At 63.5% G+C, this 14924-nt stretch carries 13 protein-coding genes and 1 pseudogene; 3 read left to right on the top strand and 11 right to left on the bottom strand.

All coding sequences use genetic code 11. From position 1 onward, the window contains the following. Positions 1–581: reverse transcriptase domain-containing protein (locus AXW67_RS32765; RefSeq protein WP_245315713.1), on the bottom strand; the 581-nt coding region annotated here is incomplete at its 3' end. Between the two features lie 977 nt (positions 582–1558). On the opposite strand from AXW67_RS32765, the gene AXW67_RS32760 reads away from it, so the two are divergent. After that, entirely contained in the window at positions 1559–2884 is a 1326-nt protein-coding gene (locus AXW67_RS32760; protein WP_245315797.1) for an ABC transporter substrate-binding protein, read from the top strand. Between the two features lie 399 nt (positions 2885–3283). Here the strand turns inward: AXW67_RS32760 and AXW67_RS32755 are convergent, their stop codons facing one another. The 3 genes from AXW67_RS32755 to AXW67_RS32740 all read right to left on the bottom strand — a co-directional run bounded on the left by AXW67_RS32755 (position 3284) and on the right by AXW67_RS32740 (position 5892). After that, positions 3284–3877: a histidine phosphatase family protein gene (locus AXW67_RS32755; RefSeq protein WP_082908122.1), complete on the bottom strand. Its 594-nt coding sequence runs from the start codon at positions 3875–3877 to the stop codon at positions 3284–3286. A gap of 189 nt (positions 3878–4066) precedes the next feature. Continuing rightward, positions 4067–4354, bottom strand: a complete 288-nt coding sequence (locus AXW67_RS32750) for a hypothetical protein (protein WP_063681251.1) — start codon at positions 4352–4354, stop codon at positions 4067–4069. Positions 4355–4950: 596 nt separating this feature from the next. After that, positions 4951–5892 carry a LysR family transcriptional regulator gene (locus AXW67_RS32740; protein ID WP_051310931.1) on the bottom strand — a complete coding sequence of 314 codons (942 nt, stop codon included), beginning with the start codon at positions 5890–5892 and terminating at the stop codon, positions 4951–4953. 128 nt (positions 5893–6020) lie between these two features. Between AXW67_RS32740 and AXW67_RS32735 the strand changes: the two genes are divergently transcribed. Together AXW67_RS32735 and AXW67_RS32730 are read left to right on the top strand one after the other, a co-directional pair. Then, positions 6021–6959 (top strand): ring-cleaving dioxygenase, encoded by a 939-nt coding sequence (locus AXW67_RS32735; protein WP_063681255.1) that lies wholly within the window; start codon positions 6021–6023, stop codon positions 6957–6959. Continuing rightward, the gene (locus AXW67_RS32730; RefSeq protein WP_063681249.1) at positions 6956–7582 is read left to right on the top strand and encodes an alpha/beta hydrolase; all 627 of its coding nucleotides are present in this window, start codon (positions 6956–6958) and stop codon (positions 7580–7582) included. Before AXW67_RS32735 ends, AXW67_RS32730 begins: the two co-directional genes overlap by 4 nt. A 331-nt stretch (positions 7583–7913) precedes the next feature. Here the strand turns inward: AXW67_RS32730 and AXW67_RS32725 are convergent, their stop codons facing one another. The 7 genes and pseudogenes from AXW67_RS32725 to AXW67_RS32700 form a co-directional block, all read right to left on the bottom strand. Continuing rightward, positions 7914–9410: an ABC transporter substrate-binding protein gene (locus AXW67_RS32725; RefSeq protein ID WP_063681248.1), complete on the bottom strand. Its 1497-nt coding sequence runs from the start codon at positions 9408–9410 to the stop codon at positions 7914–7916. Between the two features lie 54 nt (positions 9411–9464). Beyond that, positions 9465–10194 (bottom strand): annotated as a pseudogene (locus AXW67_RS32720) (oligopeptide/dipeptide ABC transporter ATP-binding protein); the annotation flags it as partial. A 1-nt stretch (position 10195) separates the two neighbouring features. Continuing rightward, on the bottom strand, positions 10196–10474 hold a 279-nt coding region (locus tag AXW67_RS44510; RefSeq protein ID WP_245315798.1), incomplete at its 3' end, for an ATP-binding cassette domain-containing protein. Then, positions 10474–11487 carry an ABC transporter ATP-binding protein gene (locus AXW67_RS32715; protein WP_027554847.1) on the bottom strand — a complete coding sequence of 338 codons (1014 nt, stop codon included), beginning with the start codon at positions 11485–11487 and terminating at the stop codon, positions 10474–10476. The genes AXW67_RS32715 and AXW67_RS44510, both read right to left, overlap by 1 nt. A gap of 2 nt (positions 11488–11489) precedes the next feature. Continuing rightward, positions 11490–12383: an ABC transporter permease gene (locus tag AXW67_RS32710; protein ID WP_063681247.1), complete on the bottom strand. Its 894-nt coding sequence runs from the start codon at positions 12381–12383 to the stop codon at positions 11490–11492. Then, entirely contained in the window at positions 12380–13330 is a 951-nt protein-coding gene (locus tag AXW67_RS32705) for an ABC transporter permease (protein ID WP_027554845.1), read from the bottom strand. The genes AXW67_RS32710 and AXW67_RS32705 overlap by 4 nt, the downstream gene beginning before the upstream one ends. An 86-nt stretch (positions 13331–13416) precedes the next feature. After that, positions 13417–14838 (bottom strand): amidase, encoded by a 1422-nt coding sequence (locus AXW67_RS32700; RefSeq protein WP_063681246.1) that lies wholly within the window; start codon positions 14836–14838, stop codon positions 13417–13419. Positions 14839–14924: the final 86 nt, after the last annotated feature.

Genomic DNA, 14924 nt, shown 5'->3' with positions numbered 1-14924 from the left:
TCTTCCACGGGACATTCCAGCCACATCTTGATCAGATGCAGCACGCGCCGATCAACAATCCGGCGCGCCACCGATTTTAATAGCTCGGCGTGCGGAATGCTTCCGAAGTAGTCCGCGAGGTCGGCGTCAACGACTTCCGGGTGGCCACGGAACAGCTGCGCTTCCACCTCGACCACCGCCTGTTGGGCATTTCGCCCGGGACGGTACGCGTACTGTTCGGGTGGAAGATCGGCCTCGAAGATCGGTTCTAGCACCAGCATCGCTGCCGTCATGCAGACTCGATCACGCAAGGTCGAGATGCCCAATGGCCTGAGTTTGCCATTGGCCTTCGGTATGTACACTCTTCTGATAGGATCCGGTCGATACGTCTCCTGCCTGAGCGCAAGCGCCAGTTCGCCAAGCCACCGCTGCACCCCGTACGCTTCGATGTCCGAGAAGTCCTGACCGTCCACACCCGGTGCGCCCTTGTTGGAGCGGCATTGAGCATAGGCATGGGCCAGGATGTCTTCTCGGCAGATCTTGTCGTACAGGGCGTAGAAACGGTAGCCGGCTTCTGCCTTCGCTTTCGCGTGCAACGCCATCTGAAGTTTCTGAACACTCTTCGGAGTTGATAGGTTGCCCAATCTCCAGGTCCCTCACTACGTCTTGCGTTCGTCTTGAACTAAGGTCCCTTCCCTCCCCCGGCGTTACCCGGCTTCAGCGGTACTGCGAACCTCTCCGCATCCCCACGGCGCCCGGCCTGTCCCTCGCGGGCGTCCGGTTGGTCATCCCTGACCACGTCGTGGGGCCTCCCGTGTTGCGTACGCTTTCCTTGTGTACATGCTGTCGCCACTACCCCGGCGCAGCAGCTGGGCGGATCGTTTTCGCTCATTCCTCCAGCCGTATCAGCCTTCCCCGAAAGGGTCGTCGGGTCGGCCTGCGCATCGTCCTTTTCGAGGCTTGCTCGGCGTTCACTCGCGTTACGGCCTGCACACTCGCGCTGTCACCAATTCGTGACACGCTAATCGAAGGCTTCAGCCACTTCGTTACCTCCATGACTGCTCCGATTGCTTCCGGCTGGAGCGTTCGCCGGGTGGGACTTGCACCCACTGGAAAGCGCCGCCTTCTCACGGCGCACACCCGGAGGTGACATTGCGCGGCCCCTGAAGCTGTGATCCCGGTCCGGCCGAAGACCGGGGACAGTGTGGCTGCAGCGTGGTATCATTCCCATTCGTTGGCGGCTTTTGGGCGGCCACGGTCGGACGGCGGGAATTGATAGCCGCGCTTGCGCCGCCGTCACTTGGCCCGTGATTGCCCGGGGGCAGCAACTATGCCAGTGATCGGTGTTGTGCGTATCCCTACGCGTGGGAAGCACGCATTCTGATGATGCATTTCGTAAAGGCCTGATGGAAATCGGCTACCTCGAAAATCAGAATGTCCTCATAGAACGGCGTTTGGCAGAAGGCCATTGCTGCCACTTACCGCACGCGGGACCACCCGTTGCAGGCGACCTTGCAGAGGCGGGAAGGTCCAAGGTGCTTCCTCATTGAAGTTTATCGGGCAGAGAGAGGAGGGCGTCGTGGCGGGCATCAGTCGGCGAGGACTATTCAAGGTTTCCGGCGCTGGTCTTATGGAGGCAAGGTTCGGCGGCCTCGCAGCGATCCTGGCTTCGGGAGGCGGGCCCGCCTACGCGCAGGCGACGACCGTCCATTGGCTTCGCGGGTCCAGTTTCGTGCCGGCGTCGGATGTTCTTTTAAAAGGTGAAATCACGAGGGAATGTCAGAAGGCGCTTGGGATCAAACTCGCGGTCGAAACGATCAACCCCAATGACGTGCAGGCGCGCATCACTTCGTCGATCCAATCGGGATCGGGCCCCGATATCGTAAACGTCGTTAACAATTGGGCGCATTTGTATTCGGAGAGCTTGGCCGAAGTCGACGACGTGGCGGAGGAACTTGGCAGCTCTCAAGGCGGCTTTTACGAGACCTCTCGCTTAGCTGCATACGACGGTAAGCGCTGGCTCGCCGTTCCTTTCAACATCACCGGCATTCAAATAGCCTACCGGAGATCGTGGTTTGCCGAAGTCGGTTATGCGAAGTTCCCAGAAACGTGGAAGCAGTATCGCGAAGCCGGCAAGAAGCTCAAGGCTAAGGGCCGTCCCATCGGTCAGACGCTCGGTCACACCTTCGCTGACGCGCCGAATTTTGTCTATCCATATCTCTGGTCTTGGGGTGGCATGGAGGTCGAGCCGGACGGCAAGACGGTCGCGCTCAATAGCAGGGAGACGGTCGAAGCTGTCAAGTTCATGGTGGCGTTCTGGAAGGACGCCCACGAGGAAGGTGGACTTGCCTGGGACGACACGAACAACAACCGCGCCTTCCTGGCTGGCACAATCTGCGCGACCAATAATGCTTCTTCCATTTACCTTGAAGCTTTACGCAAACCGGATGCGTATCAGACTGAGGCCGGCGGGCCAATCAAGGACGACATCCAGCACGCCCCTCTGCCGGCAGGTCCAGCTGGGCAGTTCAGCTTCCATATCCCCACGTCCAACATCGTTCTGCGTTATTCGAACAACCAGAGGCCGGCCAAAGAGTTCATGCGCTGGATGAGCTCCAAACCGATCTTTGAAAAGTACTTCGTTACGCTGCAGGGCTTCAGTGTCGGCCCCACGACTGATTGGGAGAAGCATCCGCTGTGGGGCAAGGATCCGGTCATGCTTCCTTTCCGGTCGGCGGCACGGACTGGGCGGCTCATGGGCTATGCGGGGCCATCCAGCCGTCAGGCTGCGGAGGTGCTGACCAAGCACATCATCGTCGATATGTTCGCGAAGGCCGTGCAAGGCATGCCAGCCGAAGATGCCGTGAAGTGGGCTGAAGCTGAATGCCTGAAAGCATATGCCTAGCCGTTGATTACACTGCTTACCTGAAATGCCCGCTTCTGATTGCGCTGTCCCGGCGCTCCTCTGCTTGGCAGCTCTAGTGTGGCTCAACAAGCCGCGGCACGATGTCCGCGTTTTGGGGGTGGTCGCGTTCTGCTCCGTGTCGCTTATGGTGGCCGCTTCTTTGGCTTGGAAGATTGCCCGCAGAAGAGTTTGATGCTTTTCGACTTCCGCCACGGCAGCTATTGGCCCCTCGCGACGTATTGCACCGCCGCACGACCTCGGTCGCTAACGGGCCATAGCGGAAATCGACAGGCCGCCGTCTATCGCAGAGGACGACGCTCGTGACCCAGAGCGGTAGTTGATCCTGGCTTCGCGACGGCCCGCGATGCCAAGCGCAAAACGCGTATTGAGGGAGATGTGCTACTTGTCGCCCATTCGTATCTTGCCGATGACGTCGAAATCCGCCCCATTGGGCTGGAGGACGAAAAAATCACCCATGGCAATGGATGGCTCAAGAACGACGTTAGAGATGTTAAGATCGTGGGTGATCATCACTAAATTTGAGGAAGAGCGGTGGTTTCGAATGTCTTGCAAGACCCGCTCCTGATTTATTGTGACCTGACCGTCGGATAAGACACCCGGAGGCATCAGATATTGAACCGGCGTCGCGCGACCGAACGCAAGGTTGCCGGTGTCGATGCAACGACAGTAAGGGCTGGTCAGGACCTCCCCGACCGGAATGCTATGAGCGCGGAAGGCTTCTCCGATGCTTTTGGCCTGCTCAATACCGCGGGAGGAGAGGTTCACTTCCTCCGCGCAGTTTCCGGGCGCGAGATGCCCTATCCCTTCTCGCATATCGACAAGAGCGTGACGCATCAGGACAACCTTGCCGCCTGTCTTTAATGCCGCCCAGACCTCCTCGTCGCTGGCAAAGGCTCGTCCGGCTGACAGCGTCAGCAAAAACACGAAGAAGAGGAGGAAGGGGCCTCTCCGGCTGCTCAGGTTTGTAAGCATGGCGTCGCACTTGCCTGGTGGTGCAACAGAGTTCAACGATACTACGGATGATTGGCGATGTCGCCTTTTGGCCCATCAGCGAAGTGGCGGCACGTCCCGTCGAGGTCCGGATAGTGGGGCATTGCGGACTCGATTTGCTCAAGTTGAGTTCTTCGCGTTTTGACCCATCGCGGCCATGGCGCTCATGATCTAGGAACCGTCCTTAGCTGATGCAATTGCGGCGCGAACAGCGTCGCCCACGTCTATGCTGAGACGCGCTCTTGATTCATTTTTGTCTTCTGCTTGCGCGACGAATGGCACCTTGGGCAGGACAATGGTGAGAACTCTTACGATGGCTCCCAGCTCTGCTTCTTGCTCATCGTCAAACGGATCTGTGATCGAGGCCGATTTCTTCATCCTCTCGAAGATACCCGGAGTATGGGCCTCCATGGCCGCAATCGCTTCCTGTATCTGCTCGTCGGTATAGAACGTACCCATGAGACTATCTCAGCGTCGTTTAGCTGCTCCGCCGACCGCTTTTCGGCGCAAAGAGGATCAGGAGAGGATACGCTAGAGCGAGAGCGAAGATAGCGTCGAACAAGTAGAGCAAAAGCGCGAAGTCTCGACTGAACGGTGCGCTGGCCCCGAAGAGAGTGAACGTTTGCGCATAGGAGAATAGTATCGGCAAGTTGAGGACAATTGCCGTGAAATGACCGACCCAACCATCCCCGCAGGTGAAGCCCTGCGGTCCCTCGGTCCAACTGCACCCGGTTGATTTCAATAGAATGGGATGAGCGACAAGCTCCAGGAGTGCGATGATGACGGCAACTCCCAGGATGCATAAGCAAGTCAGGCACACACCTCGAAATGTCCTGAGCATTACCGACCTAGTCATCCACTAAGAGTACCATGTTGATATCGACTCGCGACCATTGCCAGTTGGCTTACGAAGCGACACCGAGATGCTGGTAAACGGACCCTTTCACAGGCTGGGCTTCCGGCCCAAGGTCGACATGCAGCCATGTCGGCTTCAACGTCGCCTTCCGAGAGAACAGCGGGCGCGACGAGTTCATGAGTACACGTCTAGCCTGCACTCACTTGGTCCGCCGCCTTGCACCGGATGCGATCGACGCGTGCACAGGCATCTCCTCGTCGCGACCGAAGCGCTCGACCAGGAAATCGATGAAGAGCCTCACCTTGAGCGAAAGGTGCCGCGTCGGCGGATAGACCGCGTAGAGCGCGAGCGGCGGCGCCGAATAGTCTTCGAGCACGGCATGCAGCGCGCCTTTCTTCAGCGCGTCGGCGGCGATGAATTCCGGCAGCAGCGCAACGCCCCTGCCCCGGATCGCGACATCGCGCAGCACTTCCGCATTGTTGACACAGAGCGACCAAGCCGGCTGGATCCAGTGGTCGCCGTCCGCGCCGGTCAGCTTCCATTGATTGCCGGTGAGCAGGAAACCGTAGGTCAGCGAGGCGTGGTTGCGCAGGTCCTGCGGATGCTTCGGCGTGCCGTGACGTGCGAGGTAATCCGGCGAGGCGCAGACCAGCCGCGCAACGGGCACGATCTTGCGCGCGATCAGGCTGGAGGATTCCAGCTCGGCGATCCGCAGCGTCACGTCAAAGCCGTCCTGGACGGGATCGAGCAGATCGTCGCTGAGCACGAGCTGGAGCTGAAGCTCCGGATATTTGTCCATGAAGTCGGCGAGCACCGGCCCGAGCCGCATGGTGCCGAAGGACATCGGCGCGTTGACGCGCAGCAGGCCACGCGGGGCCGATTGCAACTGCGTCACCGCCTGATCGGCGGCCTCGATCTCCGACAGGATCACGACCGCGCGCTCGAAATATTGCTGGCCGTTTTCGGTCGGGCTCGCATGCCGCGTCGTGCGGTTCAGCAATTGAACGCCGAGACTCTCCTCGAGGTCGGCGATGTATTTGCTGATGGCGGAGCGCGAAAGCCGCAACTGGCGGCCGGCCTCGGCGAAGCTGCCGCTTTCGACCACCTTCACGAAGGCGCGCAGGCTTGCGACCTTATCCACCAGCCGGCCCTGGCGATTGTTTCCAAATCGTAGACATAGCAGTCATAATTGCATGGATTGTCTCCAATTCAAAGCGGCACGATATTTCCTGCCAGAGCAAGACCGCTCACGCGTTTTTGGAGGATGAGATGTCTGGACTGCACCACGTCACCGCAATTGCCGGCGACCCCATCAGGAACTTCGGCTTCTACACCCGTGATCTCGGGCTGCGGTTCGTCAAGAAGACCGTCAATTTCGACGATCCCGGCACCTATCACTTCTATTACGGCGACGAGACCGGCCGCCCCGGCACCATCCTGACCTTCTTCCCCTGGCAGGGCGTGTCCACGGGGCGCCGCGGCGTCGGCGAGACCCATCAGACTGCCTTCCGTGTGCCGCAGCGCTCGCTCGGCTACTGGACACAGCGTTTTACCGAGAAGGGCATCCCCTACGAGGCGCTGGAGAAGCGGTTCGGCGAGTCCGTGCTGCCGTTCACCGACCCGGACGGGATGGCGCTGGCGCTCGTCGGCGTGCCCGGCGCCGAGAACGAGCCGGGCTGGAGCAATGGCGACGTGCCGGCCGAGCATGCGATCCGCGGCTTCCATGGCGTGACGCTGCTGCTCGACAGTGCGGCGAAGACGGCCGCCGTCCTCACCGACGTGTTCGGCTTTGCGGAGACAGCACGCGAGGGCTCCGTGATCCGCTTCAAGGCGCCCGGTGATGCGCAAGGCAGCGTCGTCGACATCTACGAGGCCAAGGGCTTTCTGCGCGGACATCAGGGTGGTGGCTCCGTGCACCATATCGCCTTCCGCGCGGCCGATGATGCCGAGCAAGGCAAGATGGCCGAGAGGCTCGTCAGCAATCATGGCCTGCACCCGACCGAGCAGCGCGACCGCAACTACTTCCGCTCGATCTACTTCCGCGAGCCCGGCGGCGTGCTGTTCGAGATCGCGACCGACATTCCCGGCTTCGCCGTCGATGAGCCCGTCGCGACGCTGGGACGTGACCTGAAGTTGCCGGGCTTCCTCGAATCGCATCGCAAGCAGATCGAGGGCGTCCTGCCCAAGCTGGAAGAGACCGTGTCATGACCGAGAGTTCATTCATCCATCGCTTCGAACCGGCGAGCAGAGCGGGCACCACCCCGCTCCTGCTTCTCCACGGCACCGGCGGCGACGAGAACGACCTGCTCGGTCTCGGCCGGATGATCTCGCCCGGCTCCGCCCTGCTCTCGCCGCGCGGTCGCGTGCTCGAGCACGGCATGCCGCGCTTCTTCCGCCGTCTCGCCGAAGGCGTCTTCGACGAGGAGGACGTGCAACGGCGTGCACTCGAGCTTGGCGCCTTCGTCGATGAGGCCCGGGAGCGGTACGGCATCGCGGCGCCGGTGGCGGTCGGCTTCTCCAACGGCGCCAACATCGCCGCGGCGCTGTTACTGTTGAAGCCTGACGTGCTGGCCGGCGCGGTGCTGCTTCGCGCCATGGTGCCGCTGTCGGATCCGCCCAGGGCCGCACTCACGGGCAAGCCGATCCTGCTCCTGTCCGGACAGGACGACCCGATCGTACCGGCCAGCAACTCGGCACGTCTCGCCGCGCTGCTGTCGGAAGCGGGCGCGAATGTGAGCCACAAGGTTCTGCCGGCGGGCCACCAGCTGACCCAGGCAGACGTCGCGCTGGCGAGCGACTGGATCGGCAACGTCGCCGCCGAAGCGGCGTGATTCGATGGGCGGCGCGCGGTCGGGAACGGCGCGCCGCTCGCTTCTTTGCCTCAGTAGAACCAGCCGCGCTGCTTGAACCAGATCAGAGGCAATCGAAACGGCGCAAGCCGAGCGTCAGTCTTGTGATTTTCTCCGATGATGGCATCGTGCCGGTGTTTTGCCCGACGTGTCAACGGCTTCACGGGATGCTCAAGCCATCGTTCCGGCCATCACCGGCTACTTTGCATGGGGTTGTTTTTCAGATTTTTGTTTGGAGCTGCTACGTGACCACCTCTCCCCGCCGGGGAGAGGTAGACGTCGAGGCAACAGGCTCGACCTGATTGGCCGGGCCCTACTCCCAGGACCAGGTCGAAAAATCGTTCTCGTACTGCGGGACTTCCTTCCAGACGCCTTTCAGCTTCTTGTTGCTGATGGTGATCAGCTGCGGCTGGTACAGGAAGCCGGCGACCGCATCGGTTGCCAGCATGCGCTGGGCGTCGCCGAGCAGTTTTGCGCGGCCAGCTTCATCCGGCGTCGACACGATCTGCTTGTAGAGCGCGTTGAACGCCTCGTTGTTGTAGCCGAGGTAGTAGTCCGGCTCGGTGATCTTGACGAGGTCGAACGGCTCGACATGGCTGACGATGGTGAGGTCGAAATTGTGTGGGCCGTTGGCCGCGAACACCTGCGACAGCCACTGCGCCCATTCGACGTTCTCGATCTTGGCGATGATGCCGACCTTGGCAAGCTGCGCCGCGAGGATCTCGCCGCCCTGCCGCGCATAGGACGGCGGCGGCAGCTTAAGCGAAAGCTCGAGCGGCGTGGTGACGCCGGCCTCGGCAAGCAACTTCTTGGCCTTCTCGGGATCGTACGGATTGACGCCGGTGGTGTCGACGTAGCCGAGAGCGCCAGGTACGTAGAAGCTGCCGATCGGCGTACCGAACCCGTCGACCGCGCCGTCGATCATCGCCTTGCGATCGATCGCGGCAAGGATGGCACGGCGCACACGGACGTCGTCGAGCGGCTTCTTGCGCTCGTTGATGCCAACGATGGTCTTGGCGCGGGAGCCGCCGACCTGGACGTTGAAACGCGGATCGGCCTTGAACTGCGCGATGGTGCGCTGGGCCGAGACGCGCGGGAACGCATCGACGTCGCCCGAGAGCAGCGCCGCGGTCTGCGCGGCCGGATCGGAGATGAAGCGGATCGTGACCTTCGAGAGCTTGATCGCGGCGGCGTTGCGGTAGTCCGCCCACTTGCTCAGCGTGATCGAGGAGCCCTTGGCCCAGGCGCCAAGCTGATAGGGACCGGTGCCGACCGGTTGCGTCGCATCGGTCGGTGCGCTCTTCGGCTCGACGATCGACCCGCTCGCCTGCCCGAGCAGGAACGGCAGGTTCGGCTCGGCATATTTGAGAGTGATCACGACCGTGTCGGCATCGGGCGCGTCGACCTTCTCGAAGCTCTGGAACAGGCTCTTGTCCTTGTTCGTGCTGGTCGCGACCGCGTTGCGTTCGAACGAGAACTTCACGGCGGCGGAGTCGAACGGCTCGCCGTTGTGGAATTTAACGCCCTTGCGCAGCTTGAACGTATAGGACTTCAGGTCGGGCGAAGCAGTCCAGCTTTCGGCCAGCAGGGGCGAAGTCGAACCGTCCTCGTTGATCTTGGTCAGGGTCTCGTAGATGTTGTAGAGCGTGACTTCGGCGATCGCCGCGGCGGCCGCGGTGGTGGGGTCGAGCCCCGGCGGCTCCAGCGCCATCGCCATCACGACGCTGTCCTTCTTGCTCTGCGCCATAACCGGCAGCGGCGCCGCGGCGAACGCGGCGGCAAATGCGACGATCGTTAGTTTCTTGAACATGCGTTACTCCCCGGCCTTCTTTCTTTCAGCCCACGCCGATCCTGCCCCGAAACACTAACCTTCCATGGCAGCTTGCGGCAACGCCATCACGGCCTCCGCCTTGTGGCAGGCGGCTAGATGCGCCTCGCCGACCCTGCGTAGCCGAGGCGGAACGTCACGGCAATGCTGATCGGCGAGCCGACAACGCGAGACATACGGACATCCGGCCGCGACCGCCGATTGCGAGGCGATCGCCTGGGCGCCACGCCGCCTCCGGCCCCCGCCGGCGCGCGCGCGCGGCACCGCGTCCAGCAGGGCGCGGGTATACGGGTGGGCGCAGTGCTCGAACAGGTCTTCGGGACGCCCCTGCTCCACGATGCGGCCGAGATACATCACGGCGACCTCGTCGCAGAGATAGTCGACGACCGCGAGGTCGTGGCTGATCAGGATGTAGCTCAGGCCGAACTGCTCCTGCAGATCCTGCATCAGGTTGAGCACCTGAGCCTGCACGGACACGTCGAGCGCGGAGACCGGCTCGTCGGCCACGATCAGCTTCGGCTGGGTGATCAAGGCGCGCGCAATCGCGATGCGCTGGCGCTGGCCGCCGGAGAATTCGTGCGGATATTTGTCCATGTCGGCATCGCGCAGGCCGACCTGCCGCAGCACCGCGGACACCCGCGCGCGAAGCGTGCTTCGATCGGTCTCCTCCAGCACGGTCAGGGGCTCGGCGACGATGCGCGCGATTGTCTGGCGCGGATCGAGCGATCCATAAGGGTCCTGGAACACCATCTGGAAATCGCGGCGGNGCGGGCGCGGCGCAGTTGGTCAGCCGGGATGCGATTGAGGTCGCGCCCGAGCAGCGCAACCTGCCCCGACGTCGGCCGCTCCAGCGCCATCACGACCCGTGCGAACGTCGACTTGCCGGAGCCGGATTCGCCGACGATGCCGAGGCTCTTGCCCGCCTCGACCTGCACACTCACGCCGTTGAGTGCGTGCACCTGCGCCGGCGGCCGGAACAGGCTTTCGCGCGGCAGCGTGTAGCGCTGCACCAAGTCCTTCACGTCGAGGAGCGGCTGCGAAGCAATCATGCGGACAGCGCTCCGACGTGATCGGCCATCGAGACATCCGTGCGCAGGCAGCGCACGTCATGACCGGGGCCGACCTCGATCATCGGCGGCAGCGCCGCGCGGCATCTGTCCTCGACCAGCGGGCAACGATCGCCGAAGGCGCAGCCCGCCGGCAAGTCGGCAAGCTCCGGCACGGTACCCGAGATGGTTTTCAGCCGCGTCCCCTTGCGCGCGCCAAGACGCGGGCGGGCGCGAAACAAGCCTTGCGTATAGGGATGTCCCATGCGCCTGAACACCTCGTCAGTGGGGCCGCTCTCGACCACGGTGCCGCCGTACATCACCATCATGCGCTGCACATTCTCGGCGATGACGCCGAGATCGTGCGAGATCAGGATCATCGACATGCCGCGCTCTTCGACGAGATCGGCAATGAGATCGAGGATCTGCCCCTGGATGGTGACGTCGAGCGCGGTGGTCGGCTCGTCCGCGATCAAGAGGTCCGGCTCGCAGGCGAGCGCCATCGCGATGGTGATGCGCTGACGCTGGCCACCGGAGAACTGGTGCGGATAGGCATCGATGCGCTTTGCCGCATCGGGAAGGCCGACGCGGTCGAGCAAGGCGATCGCTTCCTTTCGCGCCTGTGCCGCCGCGTACTTCTTGTGGCGCCGCAGCGGCTCGGCCACCTGGTGTCCGATCGTGTGCATCGGATTGAGCGCGGTCATCGGCTCCTGAAAAATCATGCTGATGCGGTTGCCGCGCAAGCGGCAGTAGTCCGCATCGGAGAGACCGACCAGCTCGCTGCCATCGAGCCTGATGCTGCCGCTGACGACCGCGCTGTCCGGCAACAGTCCCATCAGCGACAGCGCGGTGACCGACTTGCCGCAGCCGGATTCGCCGACCAGCCCCAGCGTCTCACCGCGCTTCAAAGAAAAACTGACGCCGCGCACGGCCTGCGCCGGGCCGCGACTGGTGTTGAGGCGGACGGCAAGGTTCTCGACCTCGATCAGCGGCGTGGTTGCGGGATTACTCATCATCATCGCTCCCGCGCCAGCCGCGGATCGAGCAGATCGCGCAATCCGTCACCGAGAAGATTGAGGCCGAGCACTGCGATCGCAATCGCCGCGCCCGGATAGACCGCGAGCATCGGCGACTGGAACAGCAGCGTCTGCGCGTCGTTCAACATCCGGCCCCAGGACGGCTGCGGCGGCTGCGTGCCGAGGCCGAGATAGGACAAGGCCGCTTCGGCGAGAATCGCGAGCGCGAACTGGATCGTCGCCTGCACGATCAGGATCGAGAGGATGTTCGGCAGCACGTGCTCGATGGTGATGCGGAAAGACCCCTTCCCTGCGACGCGCGCGGCCAGCACGAACTCGCGCGCCCAGATCGCGTTGGCCGAGCCACGCGTCAGCCGGGTCAGCGTCGGGATCTGGAAAATGCCGATCGCGACGATCGACGTCACCATGCCCGGACCCACGACCGCGGCGAGCATGATCGCGGACAGCACCGCCGGAAACGCGAAGGTGAAGTCGGAAAAGCGCATGATGATCTCTTCGGTCCAGCCCCGGCGCGCCGACGCGATCAGGCCGAGGCAGACGCCGAAGGTGAGACCGATGCTGACCGCGATGATGCCGACCAAAATGGTCGAGCGGGCTCCGGCGAGCAGCAGTGAAACGATGTCACGGCCGAAGGAATCGGTGCCGAGCCAATGCGCCGCCGACGGCGGCTTGAGCTTTGCGGCGATGTCGATCTCGTAGGGCGACCATGGCGTCCACACGAGCGACGACAGCGCGGAGGCGAGAACCAGCAGGCTGAGAACGCCACCGACCACGAAGCTGCGATGGCGCAGCGCGCGGCGCCAGAACGTCCGGGCCGGGAGCGGACGCGCGGCAACCGGCGCGTCAAGCGGGGCGGCCAACGGCGCGCTCACAGATCGTGGACCTTGATGCGGGGATCGATGAAGGCATAGAGCACATCGACCACGAAATTGACGATGACGACCATGGCCGCGAGCAGCATCACGCAGTTGCGCACGACGATCAGGTCGCGGTTGGCGATCGACTGGAAGATCAGACGGCCGAGGCCCGGTAGATAGAACACGTTCTCGATCACGATGGTGCCGGCGAGCAGGTTGGCGAACTGCAGGCCCATCACCGTCATCACCGGGATCATGGCGTTGCGCAGCACGTGACTCCACAGCACCTCGCGCTTGCCGAGCCCTTTCGCGCGCGCGGTGCGGACAAAATCCTCGCGCAACACTTCCAGCACCGCCGAGCGCGTGACGCGTGCGAGAATCGCGGCCTGCACCACCGCGAGCGAGATCGCCGGCAGCAGCAGCGACTTGATGCCGGGCCAGGCACCGTCGTCCCAGCCGGCAAAGCCGCCGGCCGACAGCCATTGCAGCCGCACCGAGAACAAGAGGATCAGGAGAATCGCGAACCAGAAGTTCGGCAGCGCGAGGCCCACCTGCGTCAGCGACATCACGCCGACGTCGCCGAGCTTGTTGTGGTTGGCGGCGGTGTAGATGCCGGCGGAGAGCGCCAGCACCACCGTGATCAGCATGGACATGATCGCGAGCGGGATGGTCAGCACCAGCCGCTCCGCGATCAGGCCCGCCACCGGCGTGCCGTAGACATAGCTGTTGCCGAGATCGCCCGAGAGAAGCCCCTTGATCCATTGCAGGTAGCGGATCGCCAGTGGCTGGTCGAGCCCGAGCTTGACGGTGAGCGCGCGCACCGCGTCCGGCGAGGCATCGGCGCCCATCAGCATCTGCGCGGCGTTGCCGGGCAAGGCATCCAGCACCAGGAAAATGATCAGGGATGCGCCGATCAGCGTCGCCAGCAAGGTCAGGAGACGTCGAAGGACAAATACGCTCATGGACGCTCGGTTTCAGGGCTCATGCGGAGCACGATCAACATGTCCAGACGCCGGACGCAAGCCCCTTGCGGCACGCCATCAACGTCTCACGCGGGCCAGCGGGACAGGAGGTCGTGCGAAGCCTCGAACAGCGCGCTCGCACGCAGCAATTCCGCGTCAGCACGAAAGCGGCCGACGAGTTGCAGTCCGATCGGCAGGCCATCGCGGCCGAAGCCGCAGGGCAGGCTCACCGCGGGGTGCCCGGTCATGTTGAACAGCATGGTCCAGGGGAACCAGTGCGGCCGCACGCTGTCGAACTGCTGGCCGTCGATTTCGATGGTGCCGAACAGGTCCTGGTCGATCGGCAGCGCGGTGCGGGTGATGGTCGGCATTGCCAAGAGATGTCCCCGCGCAAGCAAGGATTGCACCCGGCGGAACAGCGCGGTGCGCGCGAACATCGCCTCCTGATAGTCGACGCCACTGACCTCAGTCGCAAGCGCGAGCTGCTTGAGGAAGGCTTCGCTCAGCTCGTCCTTGTGCTCCGCCGCGAGCTTGGCGAAGCGCGTGCGCCAGACCGTGTGGTTGATGGCGCGCCAGATCGGCTCGATGTCGAAGCCCTCGCCGGAAAACGCCTCGAACTCGGCACCCAGGGTTGCGAGCCGATCGAGGCTCGCCTTGAAGCTGGCCGCCACGTCGGCGGATACGGGCCGGCCCGGCGGCGACAGGCAGTAAAGGATCTTCTGCCCGCGCAGATCGCCGCGCGGCGGTGCCGCGCCGATGAAATCGGGGACGGGAACGCCGATCGACCAGGGGTCGGAGGCGTCCTCGCCCGCCATCGCCTGCATCATCAGGGCGGTGTCGGCGACGGTGCGCGTGGTCGGCGTGACATAGGTCTGGTTGCCGAAGGCGTCCTGCACCTGGCTGTGCGGAATGACGCCATTGCTCTGCTTGATTCCGACCACGCCGTTGCAGGCGGCGGGAATCCGCGTCGAGCCGCCGCCGTCGGTCGCGATCGCGAGCGGCGCGATGCCGCTGGCGACGGCCACCGCCGCGCCGCCGCTGGAGCCGCCCGACGAACGCTCGGCACTCCAAGCATTGCGGGTGCGGCCGAACAGCGGCGAGTCGGTCAGGCACTTGCTACCGAATTCGGGCGTCGTGGTCTTGCCGATCAGGATCGCGCCCTGCGCGCGCAGCCGTGCGACGGCGACGGCATCCTCGTTCGGAACATTGTCCTTATAGGGCACGGCGCCGAAGGTGGTCTTCACGCCCCTGGTGTTGACGATGTCCTTGACGGTGACGGGAAGGCCATGCAGCAGGCCGAGCGGCTCGCCCGCCATCACTTTGCGCTCGGCCTCGCGCGCCTGCGCCATCGCCTCGTCGCCGCACAGCGTGATGAAGCAGTTCAGCTCGGGCTGCAGCGCCTCGGCGCGCGCCAGCACCGCGCGGGTGATCTCGACCGGCGAAATCCGTCTTGCCGCGATGAGACCACGCAATTCGGTTGCGGACAGCAAGCAAGGATCGCCGCTCATCGTCAGATCACTCCGAAGCCGGCCCCCGTTGGCCGATGGCATTGACAGTCAGAATGACACCCATGTTAACTCGCCGTCCAATACGA

The organism is Bradyrhizobium neotropicale, assembly GCF_001641695.1.
Taxonomy (GTDB): Bacteria; Pseudomonadota; Alphaproteobacteria; order Rhizobiales; family Xanthobacteraceae; genus Bradyrhizobium; species Bradyrhizobium neotropicale.
This window is presented reverse-complemented; position numbering and strand designations above follow the sequence as displayed.

Bases quoted from the DNA above. Each gene is read 5' to 3' on its own strand.
- AXW67_RS32755 (WP_082908122.1), bottom strand. From the start codon at position 3,877: ATGCTTACAAACCTGAGCAGCCGGAGAGGCCCCTTCCTCCTCTTCTTC.
- AXW67_RS32750 (WP_063681251.1), bottom strand. From the start codon at position 4,354: ATGGGTACGTTCTATACCGACGAGCAGATACAGGAAGCGATTGCGGCC.
- AXW67_RS32735 (WP_063681255.1), top strand. From the start codon at position 6,021: ATGTCTGGACTGCACCACGTCACCGCAATTGCCGGCGACCCCATCAGG.
- AXW67_RS32730 (WP_063681249.1), top strand. From the start codon at position 6,956: ATGACCGAGAGTTCATTCATCCATCGCTTCGAACCGGCGAGCAGAGCG.
- AXW67_RS32725 (WP_063681248.1), bottom strand. From the start codon at position 9,410: ATGTTCAAGAAACTAACGATCGTCGCATTTGCCGCCGCGTTCGCCGCG.
- AXW67_RS32715 (WP_027554847.1), bottom strand. From the start codon at position 11,487: ATGAGTAATCCCGCAACCACGCCGCTGATCGAGGTCGAGAACCTTGCC.
- AXW67_RS32705 (WP_027554845.1), bottom strand. From the start codon at position 13,330: ATGAGCGTATTTGTCCTTCGACGTCTCCTGACCTTGCTGGCGACGCTG.
- AXW67_RS32700 (WP_063681246.1), bottom strand. From the start codon at position 14,838: ATGAGCGGCGATCCTTGCTTGCTGTCCGCAACCGAATTGCGTGGTCTC.